The sequence below is a fragment of the Mesorhizobium sp. WSM4820 genome (assembly GCF_055811075.1).
In genome coordinates this window covers 40137-53118 of the sequence record NZ_JBVVQN010000010.1, presented here as the reverse complement: position 1 = coordinate 53118, position 12982 = coordinate 40137, and the positions used below count along the sequence as shown (strand labels likewise).

Below are 12982 nucleotides of genomic sequence, written 5' to 3'. Positions count from 1 at the left end.
TAGGCGTATGAGCAACCAATGCAGAGGAGAGCTCTGATGGCACCGCGCAAAAAACCCGACGTTTCGCCCGAAGGCCCGACCATCGAACAGCAGGATTGGGACGCGATCAAAGGCGGTAAAATTCTTCCAGACAGCGTGCCGGGAAACGCCGACATCCGCTACGAACTAGAGAAAGAGGCTGAACTGCCCGAGGAAGACGACGACAATCCATACCAGGAGAGCGACGAGGCTCTGCCGGACGACGAAGAGGAACGCGCCCTCTCGCGCAACCCCTCGAAGCAGGATATCGACGAGCCGTGAGCGGGGCTGATCTGGAGCGACCGTAGCGTCACGAAGGTGCAGAACCTTTGATCGCGGCGGGACAGCGCCCAGGACAGCGCCCCCTCTGTTCTGCCGGACATCTCCCCCACAAGGGGGGAGATTGGCCAAGGCGCTCGTTCGCTGCTTCGCCAGCATTGCTGCTGGATTGCCATCGGCTCCACTCTATTAATCACGATTTCTGTCCGATGGAACAACTCCAAAAAACGCTCGTTGGATAATCATCGCAACCAGCGATGCAACTCTAATGGAGACCGACCGTGATGAAAAAAATTCTCTCCGCAGCCGCACTCAGCATCGCCCTCGCTACTTCGGCGGTGGCGCAATCAAACGGTACTGGATCCGGCACCAACAATCCGGGAGCGGCCACCGGGACAGACACTGGCACCATGGCTCCCGGCACCGATAATGCAACTCCTGCCGATCCGAACGTAACCGGTTCAACCACCGACGGCGCCGACGGCATGGGCGATCGGTGCAAGGAAACCGCAGGCGCCGATGCGAATACAAACTCCGCCAGTGGCACTGCAACTTCGGACATGGAGAACTGCCCCAAGTGAGCTAGCGCTGTTGAGGTCGCTACTTCCCGTGGGAGCGCACGAATGCGCCGCGCCACCAGTCAGACAAAGCCGGGAACCGGCTTTGTCTTGCCGCTCAGTTGCGCACCCAACGTTAGCGCTTGCGGGAAATTCCGGATAATTGCCGCCATCAAGGTGGCGCTGCTTGGACTAACGGCAATCCCGGCAAGTGCGGCGGCGGCGTAGACCCGCGTTGAAAACAGACTTTTCCAGGCCGCCTCGTAGCGTCTGCCGGCCGTCTCGCGCCCTGCGCGGCCGCGTGGCGCGCATGAGAGTTCGCAAGCCAGCAGCCAGCCGGACTGAAGCGCCATCGAGATGCCCTCGGCGATGACAGGATGAGACTCTCCGGCTGCATTGCCGACGCGAAAGATGTCGCGTTCGTAGCAGGAGCGAACTCCTGGCCGGATCGGACCTGCGGCAAGCCAAGGCCCGTCGGCGTCAGCTGACTCTAGCGCATCCCTCACGCCCCGACATGATTCCATCAGATGACGGGAGACCGCCTGGGCGGCCGACAAATGTCTCTGGTGTCTGGGGTGTTTGCGCAACTGTGCGAGCATATCGCGCCGAATGCAGCAGGAGATCGACAGCCGGCCATGATCCGCCGAAACCATGCCGCCATAACCGCCAGGAAACACCAGCAGGGGCATCAAATCAGGCGCCAGGGACGACCCGGTGAAATGCGCCTTGAAGCCGAACAGGTCCGAAGGGCGGTTGGTCTTTCCGAGCTGGCTGGGCAGCGGTCCTGGCTCCCAGGAGCCGTGTGCGGCGACAATCACCGGCGCGCGCAGCATCGTCGTTTCGTTTCCGGCTTGAATTCGCACCAATTGCGCCTCGCCATCTGGGTCGATGGCGACGGCGCGGCAAGGCTGAAAGGTTTCGACGCCCGCCGATCGCGCCGCCTGCAAAAGCAGACAGTCGAAAACATCCCGGCCAAGCGCCCGGCCGAAACCATCTTTTTTCTCGCGGGGCCTATCTTTTGCAGGAGGCCCATCTTTTGCGGGAGGCCCATCTTTTGCGGGAGGCCCATCTTTTGCAGGAGGCATTGCCGCCTCGGCGCAGGTCTCGCCGGAAAACAAGCCGACGCGGCGGATTTCGGGGCCGGCATTGGCACGCCACGCTTCGCCGATCTCCAGCTGGTCCAGAAGCGCAAGATTGCTTGCCGATATATATTCGCCGCAGACCTTGCGGCGCGGGAACACGCTCTTTTCCACGATAGCCACGGCCCATCCGCGCCGGGCCAGCGTCAGCGCGACGGACGTGCCCGCCGGGCCGGCGCCTATGACGATCGCGTCATGGGTCGACAATCGAGTCATAGGTCATGACCGGCGCTGGTGCCGACGAAAATGTGGGAAAAAAGGCCGGCGCGCCGTTCCTCGACCGGTTTGCCGTTTGCCGCGAGCCAGAGACCGGAAAGCTCGTTGCCGCGAAAGCCGGCACGCACGCTTTGAGCCGCGTCGTTTCGTGTGACGTCATTGGCGCCGATCGCCGGGAGAAGGCGGGTCGCGGCCAATGCCAGTCTGGTCCGCAACGGCTCTGTCGCCAACAGCAGCGGGGCCTTGGGCGCCATCAGCGAAAACAGACGCACGATCTTGCCATCGTCGAAGTGATGCAGAAACAGATTGACGGTGATCGCGTCGAACCGCGTACCCTCGTTCTTTCTCGCCCAGTCGAAGACATCGGCGGTGACGCCTTCGACCGTCCATCCCAGCCTGGCGAAATCGCCACGCAATTGCGCGGTGATGAGGTCGACGCGGTCGAGCATTACCAGTTCGACCCCAGGCCAATGCCCGGCCATGCGCCGCGCCAACGCCAGCATGAAGGAGCCATCGCCGGCGCCGATCTCCAGAATCCGGCGCGGCGGCCCTGGCACGAATTTCTGCAGCAGCGATGCCATGATCCTGGCCTGAAACATCAGCGCGTTGATGCGACGGAGGTCGCGACGCGCCGCAAACGCTCGCGGATCGTCGGCCGCAAGTCCGTCGAGGATTTCCGGCGCAAGCTGGCGGTGCTCCAGGCTGCTCATGACGCCGTTCGGAAAAGCATGGTTTCGGCCGCCAGCCCGGGTCCGAACGACATGCCGCAGCCGAGCATGCCTGGTGGCGCCTTCAACATTTCTTTCATCACGAACATGACGGTCGCCGATGACATGTTTCCATATCGGCGCAACACCTCGCGCGATGGCTCCAGCGCGGTGGGCGCGAGTTCCAGGGCCCGTTCGACGGCGTCGAGCACCGAACGTCCCCCCGGGTGCACGGCCCAGAGGTCGATCGCCTCGGTCGGCCGACCGCCGAGGATGGCGTTGTGATTGCTCCGCAACGCTTCCTGGATTGCTGCCGGGACCTGGCCGGAAAGAACCATTTCGAAGCCGTGGTTACTAATGCTCCAGCTCATCAGATCCCGCCGCGCGTCCGCCACGATGCCGTAAAAGCTTTCGAGCTCGATGCCGTGCGGCTCGGCGGTGACGAGCGCAGCCGCACAGCCATCGCCCCAGAGGCAGAACGACAGCAGCTTTTCCAGTTCGCTGGTTTCCCGCAGATGCATCGTGCAGAGTTCGATATTGACCAGCAGGACCCTGGCCTGCGGGTCGGAGCGGACGATGTGGCGGGCAAGCTTGAGGCCATTGATCGCCGCGTAGCAGCCCATGAAACCGATCATCGTGCGTTCGACCCTGTCCGTCAGGCCGCATCGCGCAATCAGCTCCAGGTCGATGCCCGGCGCTGAAAAACCGGTGCAGGTGGTAACGATGAGATGGGTGATGCGGGAAGCGCCGCCACCAAGCTCCAATCCGTCGACGGCTTTTTGCGCCAGAACAGGTGCGGCATGACAGAACATTGCCATTCTCTCGGCCGTTCCAGGAAAGGCGCCCCGGATGAACTTCCCGGCCAGATCTGCTGATGGTCCTTCGGGGTCGCCGGCAGGTGCAAAGCAGGAATAGCGGTGCTCGATGCCGGCAACGTCAACCATGCGTTCGAAAATTCTTCGGCGATCGGCCGCAAGCATGGAGGCGGCGAAACGCAGATAGAATTGATGAACCTCGTGCTCCGGCACCGCTGTCGCGATCCGGTTAATATACGCTTTGGCCGGCATATTCGGTCTCCTCGGCGTCGCGCACGGTATTCTTTAGGACCACCGCCGGAGGTTGTTTGGTCATCGGCACCAGGTGTCGGGCAGCAGGCATTGAGTGTTGTTGATGAACGTTTCTGAGAACTGATTTCATCCCACCTGTGCTGTTGCCGGCGATGCTGCGGTTCGCCGGCAATAGGAACATAGGCTCCATTACCGAGGCGTCCACCGAAGTGCCCGCGCTTCGGGCCGAGGCGCCATTGCTTCCGGCCCTCGGTGGGCACGATATTTTCCGAGTGATGGAACATTAGCGCATACTAACAATTGTAGGTTGACAGCGAATATCTCCCGGATGTTGGCTGCTGGACCGGACCCCGGTCGGCCCGCGCTCCTCCAGAGGCGCGGGCCTCCGGTCCAAAGAGTAATTGGCGGCTTAAGGCTCAGTTTTGGAACGAGAATGCCGTGAGGGCGTTCGCCATAATTATCGCGAGCTGCCATAAGGCTCGCGGCAAAGAGAAGGAGAGCTGTCATGAACAATATCATCTGGCTGGTCGGGGCCGTCGTTATCGTAATTGCGATACTCAGCTTCCTTGGGCTTCGTTAGGTTTCGCCTTTAGCGACGCCTACGCCGAGCAAGTCGTAATTTGGGTCGTCTCTGGAAGCCTGAGGTTTGCAGGCGCAGCAGCTATTGGCGCTAACGAAACGACCCCGCTCTTTCACCGGCGAAGTTCCCTGCCCGATTCATACTCTCCCAGACCCAGCGCTCACGGCGATGAGCGGCGGCAGCCGGCTTGGCAAGCGGCCGGTTACGGTTGCTGCAGGACCAGATTGCGACTGGCCGGGTGCGGCGCCGATTGACGTTGCGGTGCCTTTTCTTCATTCTCCTGTTGCTGCCTGCTCCGAGATTCAGCAATGAAGCGCCGTCTCGCTTTCGGTGTGATTGTGATCGCCGTCGTCGGCCTGCTGGGCGGCGCCGCACTTTTGATTGCCGGCCAGTCCAGAGTTTCGCAAGACGCGATCCAGTCGTCGGTTACCCGCACCGCTGAATTGATCGACAGCGCCTGGAAGCTGCCCGTGGCTGCCACGTTCAATGCCGACGTCACATGGCAATCAAACGGATCAAGGTGCGGCCCGGCAAGTGTCGCAAACACATTCCGCTCAATCGGCGAGGAGGAGACAACCGAAGCCCAAGTTCTCGCTGGAACCGGAAAGTGCTGGACGGGCTTCTGCATCATTGGCCTCACGTTGGACGAGCTTGCCGAGGTCGCTCGAACGAACACCAAGCGGAAGGTCTCCGTGCTTCGGAATCTGAGCGCCGATGCATTTCGCGAGCACATGAAGCGCGCCAACGATCCCGACCGCCGTTACATCGTCAACTTTACCCGTGAGATGATTTTCGGCGCCGGCGCTGGCCATTTCTCCCCGGTCGGAGGATATCTGGAGGCCGAGGACATGGTCTTCGTCCTCGATGTAAACGAGGACTACAAGCCTTGGCTGGTCGAGCGTGAGCGCCTGTTCTCAGCCATGGACACAATCGATACCGATGGCGACAAGAAACGCGGCCTGCTGCTGATCGAGTAGCATTGTCGCAAGCAGTTTCGATTGCCTTGCCTTCAATCGACCAGCACGGCGACCACGGCGGTGCAGTCGCCCGCCTTGACCAGTCCGGGGAAATGGCGGGCAGCCAATAGGCCCGACATTCTTGCCCTGATTTCTTGAGGTGCGGCACCGGTGCGGCCAACTGAGTGGATGCGCGCCAGAACCTGGCCCCCTTCGACAGGCTCGCCGAGATCGATCATCGTTTCGATCATCCCGTCGTCTTCGGCGAACGAGAAGCAGTCGCCAGACGGCATGTCCAGCCAGCGGGTCGGCTGCATCTCGACCGCACCGGCGACGATGCCGGCATGGCGCAGCACATTGAGCACGCCGCGACGCGCGATCCGCACCGTTTCCGCGCGGGAGGTGCCACCGCCGCCAAGCTCCGTGGTGATGAACAGCTTCCCCATCTCTTCGGCGGCAGTGTCGAACATGCCGACCGCATCGATCTCCAGCATCTTCATCGACCACGGTGCCGAGAACGCTTCGACGGCCGCGAACCCTTTCGCCTCCAACTCCTTGTCGGGCCGGATATGGGCGGCGCAGAACGGCACGAAGTCGAGCGTCTTGCCGCCGGAGTGGAAGTCGAGCGCGATGTCTGCGCGGGGGAGCAACTCTCGTTGAAAATAGTCCGCGATCTTCTCGGTCACCGTGCCGTCGGGCCGGCCGGGAAAGCTGCGGTTCAGATTGCCCTTGTCGATCGGCGAGGTGCGGGTGCCGGCGCGGAAAGCCGGATAGTTCATTGCCGGCACGATGATGACCGTGCCGCTGACTTGCTTGGGATCGAGCGTGCGGGCGAGATCGTAGAGCGCCAGCGGCCCCTCATATTCGTCGCCATGATTGCCGCCGGTGAGCAATGCGCTCGGCCCGCTGCCGTTGCGGATCACGCAGATCGGAATCATCACCGATCCCCAGGCCGAATCGTCGCGGCTGTACGGCAGCCGCAGGAAGCCGTGCTGTACGCCGTCGCGGTCGAAATCGACGGTCGGCGTGATCGGCGATGGACGAAGGCTGGACATCGGGCTCAATTCTTCACCACCAGCTTGCGCGGCACATTGGCCAGGCACTCGACCCCGGTCTCGGTGATCAGGATGGATTCGGTGATCTCGAGCCCCATCGTCTCCAGCCACAGGCCGGTCATGAAATGGAAGGTCATGCCCGGCTTCAGCTCGGTGCGGTCGCCGGGGCGCAGGCTCATGGTGCGCTCGCCCCAGTCCGGCGGATAGGAAAGCCCGATCGGATAGCCGGTGCGGTTGTCCTTGACGATGCCGTATCTCTTCAGCACCGCGAAGAAGGCGTTGGCGATGTCCTCGCATGTATTGCCAGGCTTTGCCGCGGCCAGCCCCGCCTCCATTCCCTCCAGTGTCGCCTTTTCGGCATCGAGGAATTCCTGCGTCGGTTTACCGAGGAACACAGTCCGCGAAAGCGGACAATGGTAGCGGTTGTAGCAGCCGGCGATCTCGAAGAAGGTGCCCTCGCCCGACTTCATCGGCCGGTCGTCCCAGGTCAGATGCGGCGCCGATGCATCGGCGCCCGACGGCAGCAGCGGCACGATCGCCGGGTAGTCGCCGCCAATCTTTCCCTCTGGCCCGTCGACGCCGCGCGTGCCGGCATCATAGATCTCGGCGACCAGGTCGCATTTGCGCATGCCGACTTCGATCTTGTCGACGATGCGCTGGTGCATCGCTTCGACGATGCGGGCTGCCTTGCGCATGTAATCGATCTCGGTCGGGCTCTTCACCGCGCGCTGCCAGTTGACGAGTGCCGTGGAGTCGACGAAGCGGGCATTGGGCAGATGTTTCTGCAGCGAAGCGAAGGCAGCGGCCGAGAACCAGTAATTGTCCATCTCGACGCCGATGCTGAGCTTGCCCCAGCCGCGATCGCCCAGCACCTGCGACAGAAAATCCATCGGGTGGCGTTCGGTCGACTGCACATAATGGTCGGCATAGCCGACGATGTTGTCGTGCGCGAGATAGGCGGTGCGCTTGGCGCCGTTGGCGTCCTGGCCGCGCCCGTACCACACCGGTTCGCCCGACGGCGGCACGATGACGGCCTGGTGCACATAGAACGACCAGCCATCATAGCCGGTCAGCCAGGCCATATTGGACGGATCGCTGACAACAAGCAGATCGACGCCCTTGGCCTCCATGGCTTTCCGGGTCTTGGCGAGGCGATCCGCATATTCGCCGCGCGAGAATTTCAAATTGGGCTGCATTGTTCTTGGTCCTCGTTTGTTGGGCCTTGCGGCCGGTATCAGCTTTCGAAAATTGTCCCGGTGTTGGCCGCCTGGGCACGATCACGGGCGAGCGTGGCGATCGCCGTGTCCTGCACGCCGGTGCCGGTGAGGTCGGCGATAGTGATGTCGCTGTCCGAACGGCGGCCATGTCTATCGCCGGCGATGATCTGGCCGAGCTCTGTGATCTCGGCATCGGCCGCCATCACCCCCGTCGCGATGGCATGATGCAATTCGCCCAGCAGCCGCGTCTGCTTGGCGCTGTCGGCGACATAGAGATCGGCCATGCGCAGGATCGCCGGCGCGATCTCGTTCTTGTGCTCGGCGTCCGAGCCCATCGCGGTGATGTGCTGACCGGCGGAGACGAAGCCGGCCTTGATCAGCGGTTCGGTCGACGGCGTCGTGGTGACGATGATGTCGGCGCCGGCCGCCGCCTTTGCCGCGTCGGGTTCAGCGTGCACGACGATGCCCAGTTTTTCGCGCAATGCATCCGCTGCGGCTTCGGCCTTGGCGGCATCCCTGGCCCAGATCCGCGCTTCAGCGATCGGCCGCACCAGCATAAGCGCCTCGAGCTGCAGTCGAGCCTGGACGCCGGCGCCGAAGATCGCGGCGACAGAGGAGTCGGCTCGCGAAAGATGTTTCGCCGCGACCGCTCCGGCCGCCGCCGTGCGGATGTCAGTCAAATAGCCATTGTCGAGCAGCACCGCCTCGACCAGCCCGGTTTTTGACGACAGCAGCACCATCATGCCGTTGACGCTGGGCAGGCCGAGCTTCGGATTGTCGAAGAAGCCGGGACTGATCTTGATGGCAAAACCGTCGATCCCTGGCACATAGGCGGTCTTGACGTCGACCTCGCCGCGATGTTCGGGAATGTCGAGCCGCAGGATCGGCGGCATCGCCACCGGCAAGGTGGCAAGCGCTCGGAACGCATTTTCGACGCAGGCGACGGCATCGAGATCGAGCTTCACGATCGCGCGCAATTCGGCTTCGGTCAGTATCGTCATCCGGCTCATGCGGCGCTCTCCTCAAATGCTTCGCCACAAACGACTTTCCTGTGCAGCGTCATGTCGATGTTGCGGCCCGAAAGAATGAGCACAGTGGGGCCGCTCGCCCTGACTTTGCCGGCAAGCACGGCGGCGATGCAAACCGCGCCGGCGCCTTCGACGATCTCGCGCTCCTGTTCATAGGCATGGCGGATGCCGGCAGCGATCTCGTCCTCGCTGAGCAGGATAACATCGTCGAGCAGGTCGCGGCACATCGAGAAGGTCAGCCGGTTGTCGAGGCCGATACCGCCGCCGAGCGAGTCCGCCAGCGTCGGCAGTTCCTCGACCAAGACCGGATGTCCGGCATCGAGGCTTGCCTTCATCGCCGCACCCCGCGCCATCGAAACGCCGATGACCTTCGTGCCGGGGCTGACGCCCTTCACGGCAGCGGCGACACCAGCCGCCAGCCCGCCGCCGGACAGCGGCACCAGCACCAGGGCGGCATCCGCAACCTGCTCGATGATTTCCAGCCCGAGCGTGCCTTGCCCGGCGATGATATCAGGATGGTCGAAGGGCGGCAGCATGATCAGACCGTCTTCCGCGACCAGCCGGTCGACCTCCTGCTGCGCATCGTCCTGGCTGTTGCCGACGATGCGGATCTCGGCGCCGAGCCGGCGGATTTCGTCGAGCTTGTTCTGCGGCACCAGTCGCGACATGCAGATCGTCGCGCGCATGCCTTCGAGCTTTGCCGCATGAGCCAGCGCCCGGCCGTGATTGCCGGTCGAGGCGGCGACCACGCCGCGCGCCTTCTCCTCGGCGTTCAGCGAAGCGATGACGTTCGAGGCGCCGCGCAGCTTGAAGCTGCCGGTCGTTTGCCGATGTTCGAGCTTGAGATAAACAGGCGCGCCCAAGTGCCCGGAAAGACTCGCGGAAGACACGCTCGGCGTGCGCTCGACCTTGCCGGCGATGCGATCGCGGACTGACTGGATATCGGCGAGGGTGATGGGCGCAGGTGTCATGGCCTCATTGTCCCAACGGCAGCGTCATCAGACGGCCGAATTCGGCGCGCCGCTCGTCGTCGCCGCAAAGCCGCAGGCAGTTCCAGGCCGTTGCCTGGTTGCTGGTGACGACCGGGCGGCCGATCGCCTCCTCCATGCCGACGACGGCAAGTGCTGCCCGCAGCGCCGTGCAGGAGACGAACAGTGCGTCCGCTTGCGCGTCGGTCGTCTTGGCTGCCAGATCGACCAGCGTGGCCGGTGCAATCCGCGCCATCTCGCGGTCGTCGTCGAAGCCGAGACAGGTGAAGCTGGCGATCTCGAACCCGTGCGCCGCGAAATAGGCGGCCATCGGCCGGCTGGTCTCGACCGTGTAGGGAGTAAGAATACTGATCGTCCTGGCGCCCAGCGCCTTCAAGCCGCGCACCCCTGCCATCGGCGGCGTAACCACGGGTACGCCGGGCTTGGCCGCCTGCACCGCCGCCTCGATCTCGGCATCGCCGATGACGACCGAGGCCGAGGTGCAGGAATAGCAGACCGCGTCGAGCGGCTCATCGGGCAGGACGAGTGCGGCGCCCGCCGTCAGCGACGGCTGCATCTTGCGCAAATTGTCCGGCGTCGTCGGATTGGCATAGGGGATGCGCGCGACATAGACGCCGATCCGGTCGCTTGCCACCATGCGACGAAAATCCGGTTCGGTCGTATGGTCGGTGGCAAGGATGATCAGGCCGACGCGCTTTTCCAGCGGACGCGCGTCGAGCGCCGGCCGTGTCGAGTGCAAGCGGATGTCGACTCGAGCAGTCACCATGCGCTCCTTGCCAACGGTTTGGTCGAGGGAACTGTCATTTTTCAATGCGCCCGTAGCGGCGTTCCAGCCAGCGCAGCAGCACGACCGAGAACAGGCTGATGACGAGGAAGAAGGCGCCGACCAGGGTCATCGGCTCGACATAGCGGTAATAGGTGTTGGCGACGCTCTTGGCCTGGTTCATCAGTTCCAGCACGGTGATCGCCGAAAGCAGCGGCGTCTCCTTGAACATGGCGATAAAATAGTTGGCAAGCGCCGGGATCATCGGCGGGATAGCCTGCGGCATGATGATGTGGGTCCAGGTCTGCCTGGCGTTGAGATTGCAGGCCTTGGCGGCTTCCCACTGGCCGCGCGGCACATTGTCGATGCCGGCGCGATAGACCTCGGCCGTGTAGGTGCCGTAATGCAGCCCGAGCCCGATGACGCCCGCCACCAGCGGCGGCAGCAGGATACCGATATCCGGCAGCACGTAGAAGATGAAGTAAAGCTGCACCAAGAGCGGCGTGCCGCGAATGAACTCGGCGAGGAAGCCGACGGTGCGCGACAAGCCCTTGTTCGGCGAGCGCCGCGCCAGCGCGATGGCCAACCCCACGATCGCGGCCAGGACCGAGCCGAGCAGTGTCGCCAGGATGGTGATCTTCACGCCCTCGATCAGGGTCGGCATGATCTCCCAGACGAAATTCCAATCCCATTCCATTACGAGGCCCGATCCATCAGACGCGCACCCCGTCGAGGCCGCGCGCCATGCGGCGTTCCAGCGAACGCACACCCCAGGAAATGATCAGCGCAAGGGCGAAATAGATGACGAGGATGGTGGTGAACGGCACCAGCGTGTTGCCGGTCTGCGAGCGTACCACCTGGGCCTGGAAGGTCAGGTCGGTGAGCGAGATCAGCGAAACGACGGCGGTGGCCTTGAGCAATTCGATGGCGTTATTGCCGAAGGTCGGCAGCATCACCAGCAGCGCCTGCGGCAGGATGACATGGCGCATGGCTTGCCAGCGGCCGAGATTGACCGCGGTGCAGGCCTCGTACTGTTCGCGGCCGATCGACTGGATGGCGCCGCGCACCACCTCCGCGCCGTAGGCGCCGACATTGAGGCCAAGCGCCAGCACGCCGGCCTGCAGCGGCGTCAGCGAAATGCCGACGAACGGCAGCACGAAATAGGCCCAGAACAGCTGCACGAAGATCGAGGTGCCGCGGAAGAATTCGATATAGGCGGTGGCCAGCGCCCGAATGGCGAAAAAACGCGAGAGCCGCCCCAGCCCGGCGAGAAAGGCCATGATCAGGGCAAGCACCGACCCCATTAGCGTCAGCTCGATGGTGACAAGCGCTCCCTGCAATATCAGGCCGAAATAGCCGGACCATTGGGTCATGAAGTTCGAATTTCCAGCGTTTTACGGTTATAGTCTTGGCCTCTTCTCCCCGCTCACGGGGAGAAGATGCCGGCAGGTAGATGAGGGGCAGAGCCAATTTGGCAGAACTGGCGCTGCCCCTCATCCGTCACTTCGTGACACCTTCTCCCCGTGAACGGGGAGAAGGAAAAAGGCGCCTATTTCGCCGAGCAGAGCTTGTCGCGGCTCGTCGACATCGCCGCCGCGGCCGAAAAACCGTAGGGCTCGATGATCTTGGCGAATTCGCCGGACTCCTTCAGCTTGGCCAATTCGACGTCATAGGCGTCGCGCAGCGCCTCATCGCCCTTCTTGAACGCTGCGCCGTCGCAATAGACCGGCGCGCCGACCACCGGGGCGACGACTTCGAGGTTCGGATCGTTGGCCTTCTTGACCAGATCGTTGATCGACAGCACCGGCAGGGAATAGGCGTCGATGCGGCCGTCCTGCAGCATCTTCAGGCCGCTCTGGCCATCCGGCACGACGATGACGCGGTCACGCGGCACGCCGGCAGTGAGCGCCAGCTTCTCCTCGGTGCCGCCGCCCGGCGCCCCGATCGTTGCGGTGGCATCCTTGGCGACATCCTCATAGCTCTTGAAGCCCTTCGGGTTGCCCTTCTTGACCAGCATCGCCTCGGCGTCGCACAGCACCGGCTCCGAATAAACGACCGCCGCGCAGCGCTCCGGTTTCATGAACAGGCCGGCGGTGACGACGTCGAAACGGCCGGCCTGCAGGCCAGGGATCATCGCGCCATATTCCGAAATCGAGGCGACGATGTCGTTGACACCAAGACGCTTGAAGATTTCACGGGCCACATCGGGTGCCGCACCCGAAACCTTGCCGTCGGCCGCAACCGCCGTATAGGGCGGCTCGTTGGCGATGGCGACACGGGCGAAGCCCTGTGCCTTGAGCTCTTCGAGCTTGCTGTCGTCGGCCGATCCCGCGGTCGAAGCGGCCAGAATTGCGGTCAGCGCAACACCGGCGACGCCGGCCAGAATGCCAAGTTTCTTCATTGTTGCCAAC

The 12982-nt window shown here is 63.1% G+C and carries 14 protein-coding genes; 3 read left to right on the top strand and 11 right to left on the bottom strand.

From position 1 onward, the window contains the following. The first annotated feature begins 36 nt into the window (after positions 1 to 36). Both AC0L2R_RS17400 and AC0L2R_RS17395 read left to right on the top strand, forming a co-directional pair. The gene (locus tag AC0L2R_RS17400) at positions 37 to 300 is read left to right on the top strand and encodes a hypothetical protein (RefSeq protein ID WP_091600379.1); all 264 of its coding nucleotides are present in this window, start codon (positions 37 to 39) and stop codon (positions 298 to 300) included. Positions 301 to 581: 281 nt separating this feature from the next. Next, the gene (locus AC0L2R_RS17395; protein WP_473510677.1) at positions 582 to 878 is read left to right on the top strand and encodes a hypothetical protein; all 297 of its coding nucleotides are present in this window, start codon (positions 582 to 584) and stop codon (positions 876 to 878) included. Positions 879 to 937: 59 nt separating this feature from the next. Here AC0L2R_RS17395 and AC0L2R_RS17390 read toward each other — a convergent pair whose 3' ends face one another. From AC0L2R_RS17390 to AC0L2R_RS17380, 3 genes are read right to left on the bottom strand one after another with little or no spacing between them, the layout of a single operon-like run. Next, a complete protein-coding gene (locus tag AC0L2R_RS17390) occupies positions 938 to 2209 on the bottom strand; it encodes an NAD(P)/FAD-dependent oxidoreductase (protein ID WP_473510441.1) in 1272 nt (423 codons plus the stop codon). Next, positions 2206 to 2919 (bottom strand): methyltransferase domain-containing protein, encoded by a 714-nt coding sequence (locus tag AC0L2R_RS17385; protein ID WP_473510439.1) that lies wholly within the window; start codon positions 2917 to 2919, stop codon positions 2206 to 2208. The genes AC0L2R_RS17390 and AC0L2R_RS17385 overlap by 4 nt, the downstream gene beginning before the upstream one ends. After that, positions 2916 to 3983: a type III polyketide synthase gene (locus tag AC0L2R_RS17380; RefSeq protein WP_473510437.1), complete on the bottom strand. Its 1068-nt coding sequence runs from the start codon at positions 3981 to 3983 to the stop codon at positions 2916 to 2918. The genes AC0L2R_RS17385 and AC0L2R_RS17380 overlap by 4 nt, the downstream gene beginning before the upstream one ends. Positions 3984 to 4871: 888 nt before the next feature. Here AC0L2R_RS17380 and AC0L2R_RS17375 point away from each other — a divergent pair. After that, positions 4872 to 5540 (top strand): phytochelatin synthase family protein, encoded by a 669-nt coding sequence (locus AC0L2R_RS17375; RefSeq protein ID WP_473510435.1) that lies wholly within the window; start codon positions 4872 to 4874, stop codon positions 5538 to 5540. A gap of 32 nt (positions 5541 to 5572) precedes the next feature. On the opposite strand, the gene doeB is transcribed toward AC0L2R_RS17375, so the two are convergent. The 8 genes from doeB to ehuB all read right to left on the bottom strand — a co-directional run bounded on the left by doeB (position 5573) and on the right by ehuB (position 12972). After that, on the bottom strand, positions 5573 to 6574 hold the full coding sequence (gene doeB, locus AC0L2R_RS17370) for a N(2)-acetyl-L-2,4-diaminobutanoate deacetylase DoeB (protein ID WP_473510434.1): 1002 nt from the start codon (positions 6572 to 6574) through the stop codon (positions 5573 to 5575). A gap of 5 nt (positions 6575 to 6579) precedes the next feature. Then, complete coding sequence (gene doeA, locus AC0L2R_RS17365) at positions 6580 to 7770, bottom strand: ectoine hydrolase DoeA (RefSeq protein ID WP_473510432.1); 1191 nt, start codon at positions 7768 to 7770, stop codon at positions 6580 to 6582. 38 nt (positions 7771 to 7808) lie between these two features. Beyond that, positions 7809 to 8801 carry an ectoine utilization protein EutC gene (gene eutC, locus AC0L2R_RS17360; RefSeq protein WP_473510431.1) on the bottom strand — a complete coding sequence of 331 codons (993 nt, stop codon included), beginning with the start codon at positions 8799 to 8801 and terminating at the stop codon, positions 7809 to 7811. Next, complete coding sequence (gene eutB / locus AC0L2R_RS17355) at positions 8798 to 9790, bottom strand: hydroxyectoine utilization dehydratase EutB (RefSeq protein ID WP_473510429.1); 993 nt, start codon at positions 9788 to 9790, stop codon at positions 8798 to 8800. Before eutB ends, eutC begins: the two co-directional genes overlap by 4 nt. Positions 9791 to 9794: 4 nt before the next feature. Next, complete coding sequence (gene eutA, locus AC0L2R_RS17350; protein WP_473510427.1) at positions 9795 to 10571, bottom strand: ectoine utilization protein EutA; 777 nt, start codon at positions 10569 to 10571, stop codon at positions 9795 to 9797. A gap of 37 nt (positions 10572 to 10608) precedes the next feature. After that, the gene (gene ehuD / locus AC0L2R_RS17345) at positions 10609 to 11268 is read right to left on the bottom strand and encodes an ectoine/hydroxyectoine ABC transporter permease subunit EhuD (protein ID WP_473510426.1); all 660 of its coding nucleotides are present in this window, start codon (positions 11266 to 11268) and stop codon (positions 10609 to 10611) included. Positions 11269 to 11284: 16 nt separating this feature from the next. Continuing rightward, a complete protein-coding gene (gene ehuC, locus AC0L2R_RS17340) occupies positions 11285 to 11944 on the bottom strand; it encodes an ectoine/hydroxyectoine ABC transporter permease subunit EhuC (RefSeq protein WP_292595658.1) in 660 nt (219 codons plus the stop codon). A gap of 176 nt (positions 11945 to 12120) precedes the next feature. Continuing rightward, positions 12121 to 12972, bottom strand: a complete 852-nt coding sequence (gene ehuB / locus AC0L2R_RS17335; RefSeq protein ID WP_029350588.1) for an ectoine/hydroxyectoine ABC transporter substrate-binding protein EhuB — start codon at positions 12970 to 12972, stop codon at positions 12121 to 12123. Positions 12973 to 12982: the final 10 nt, after the last annotated feature.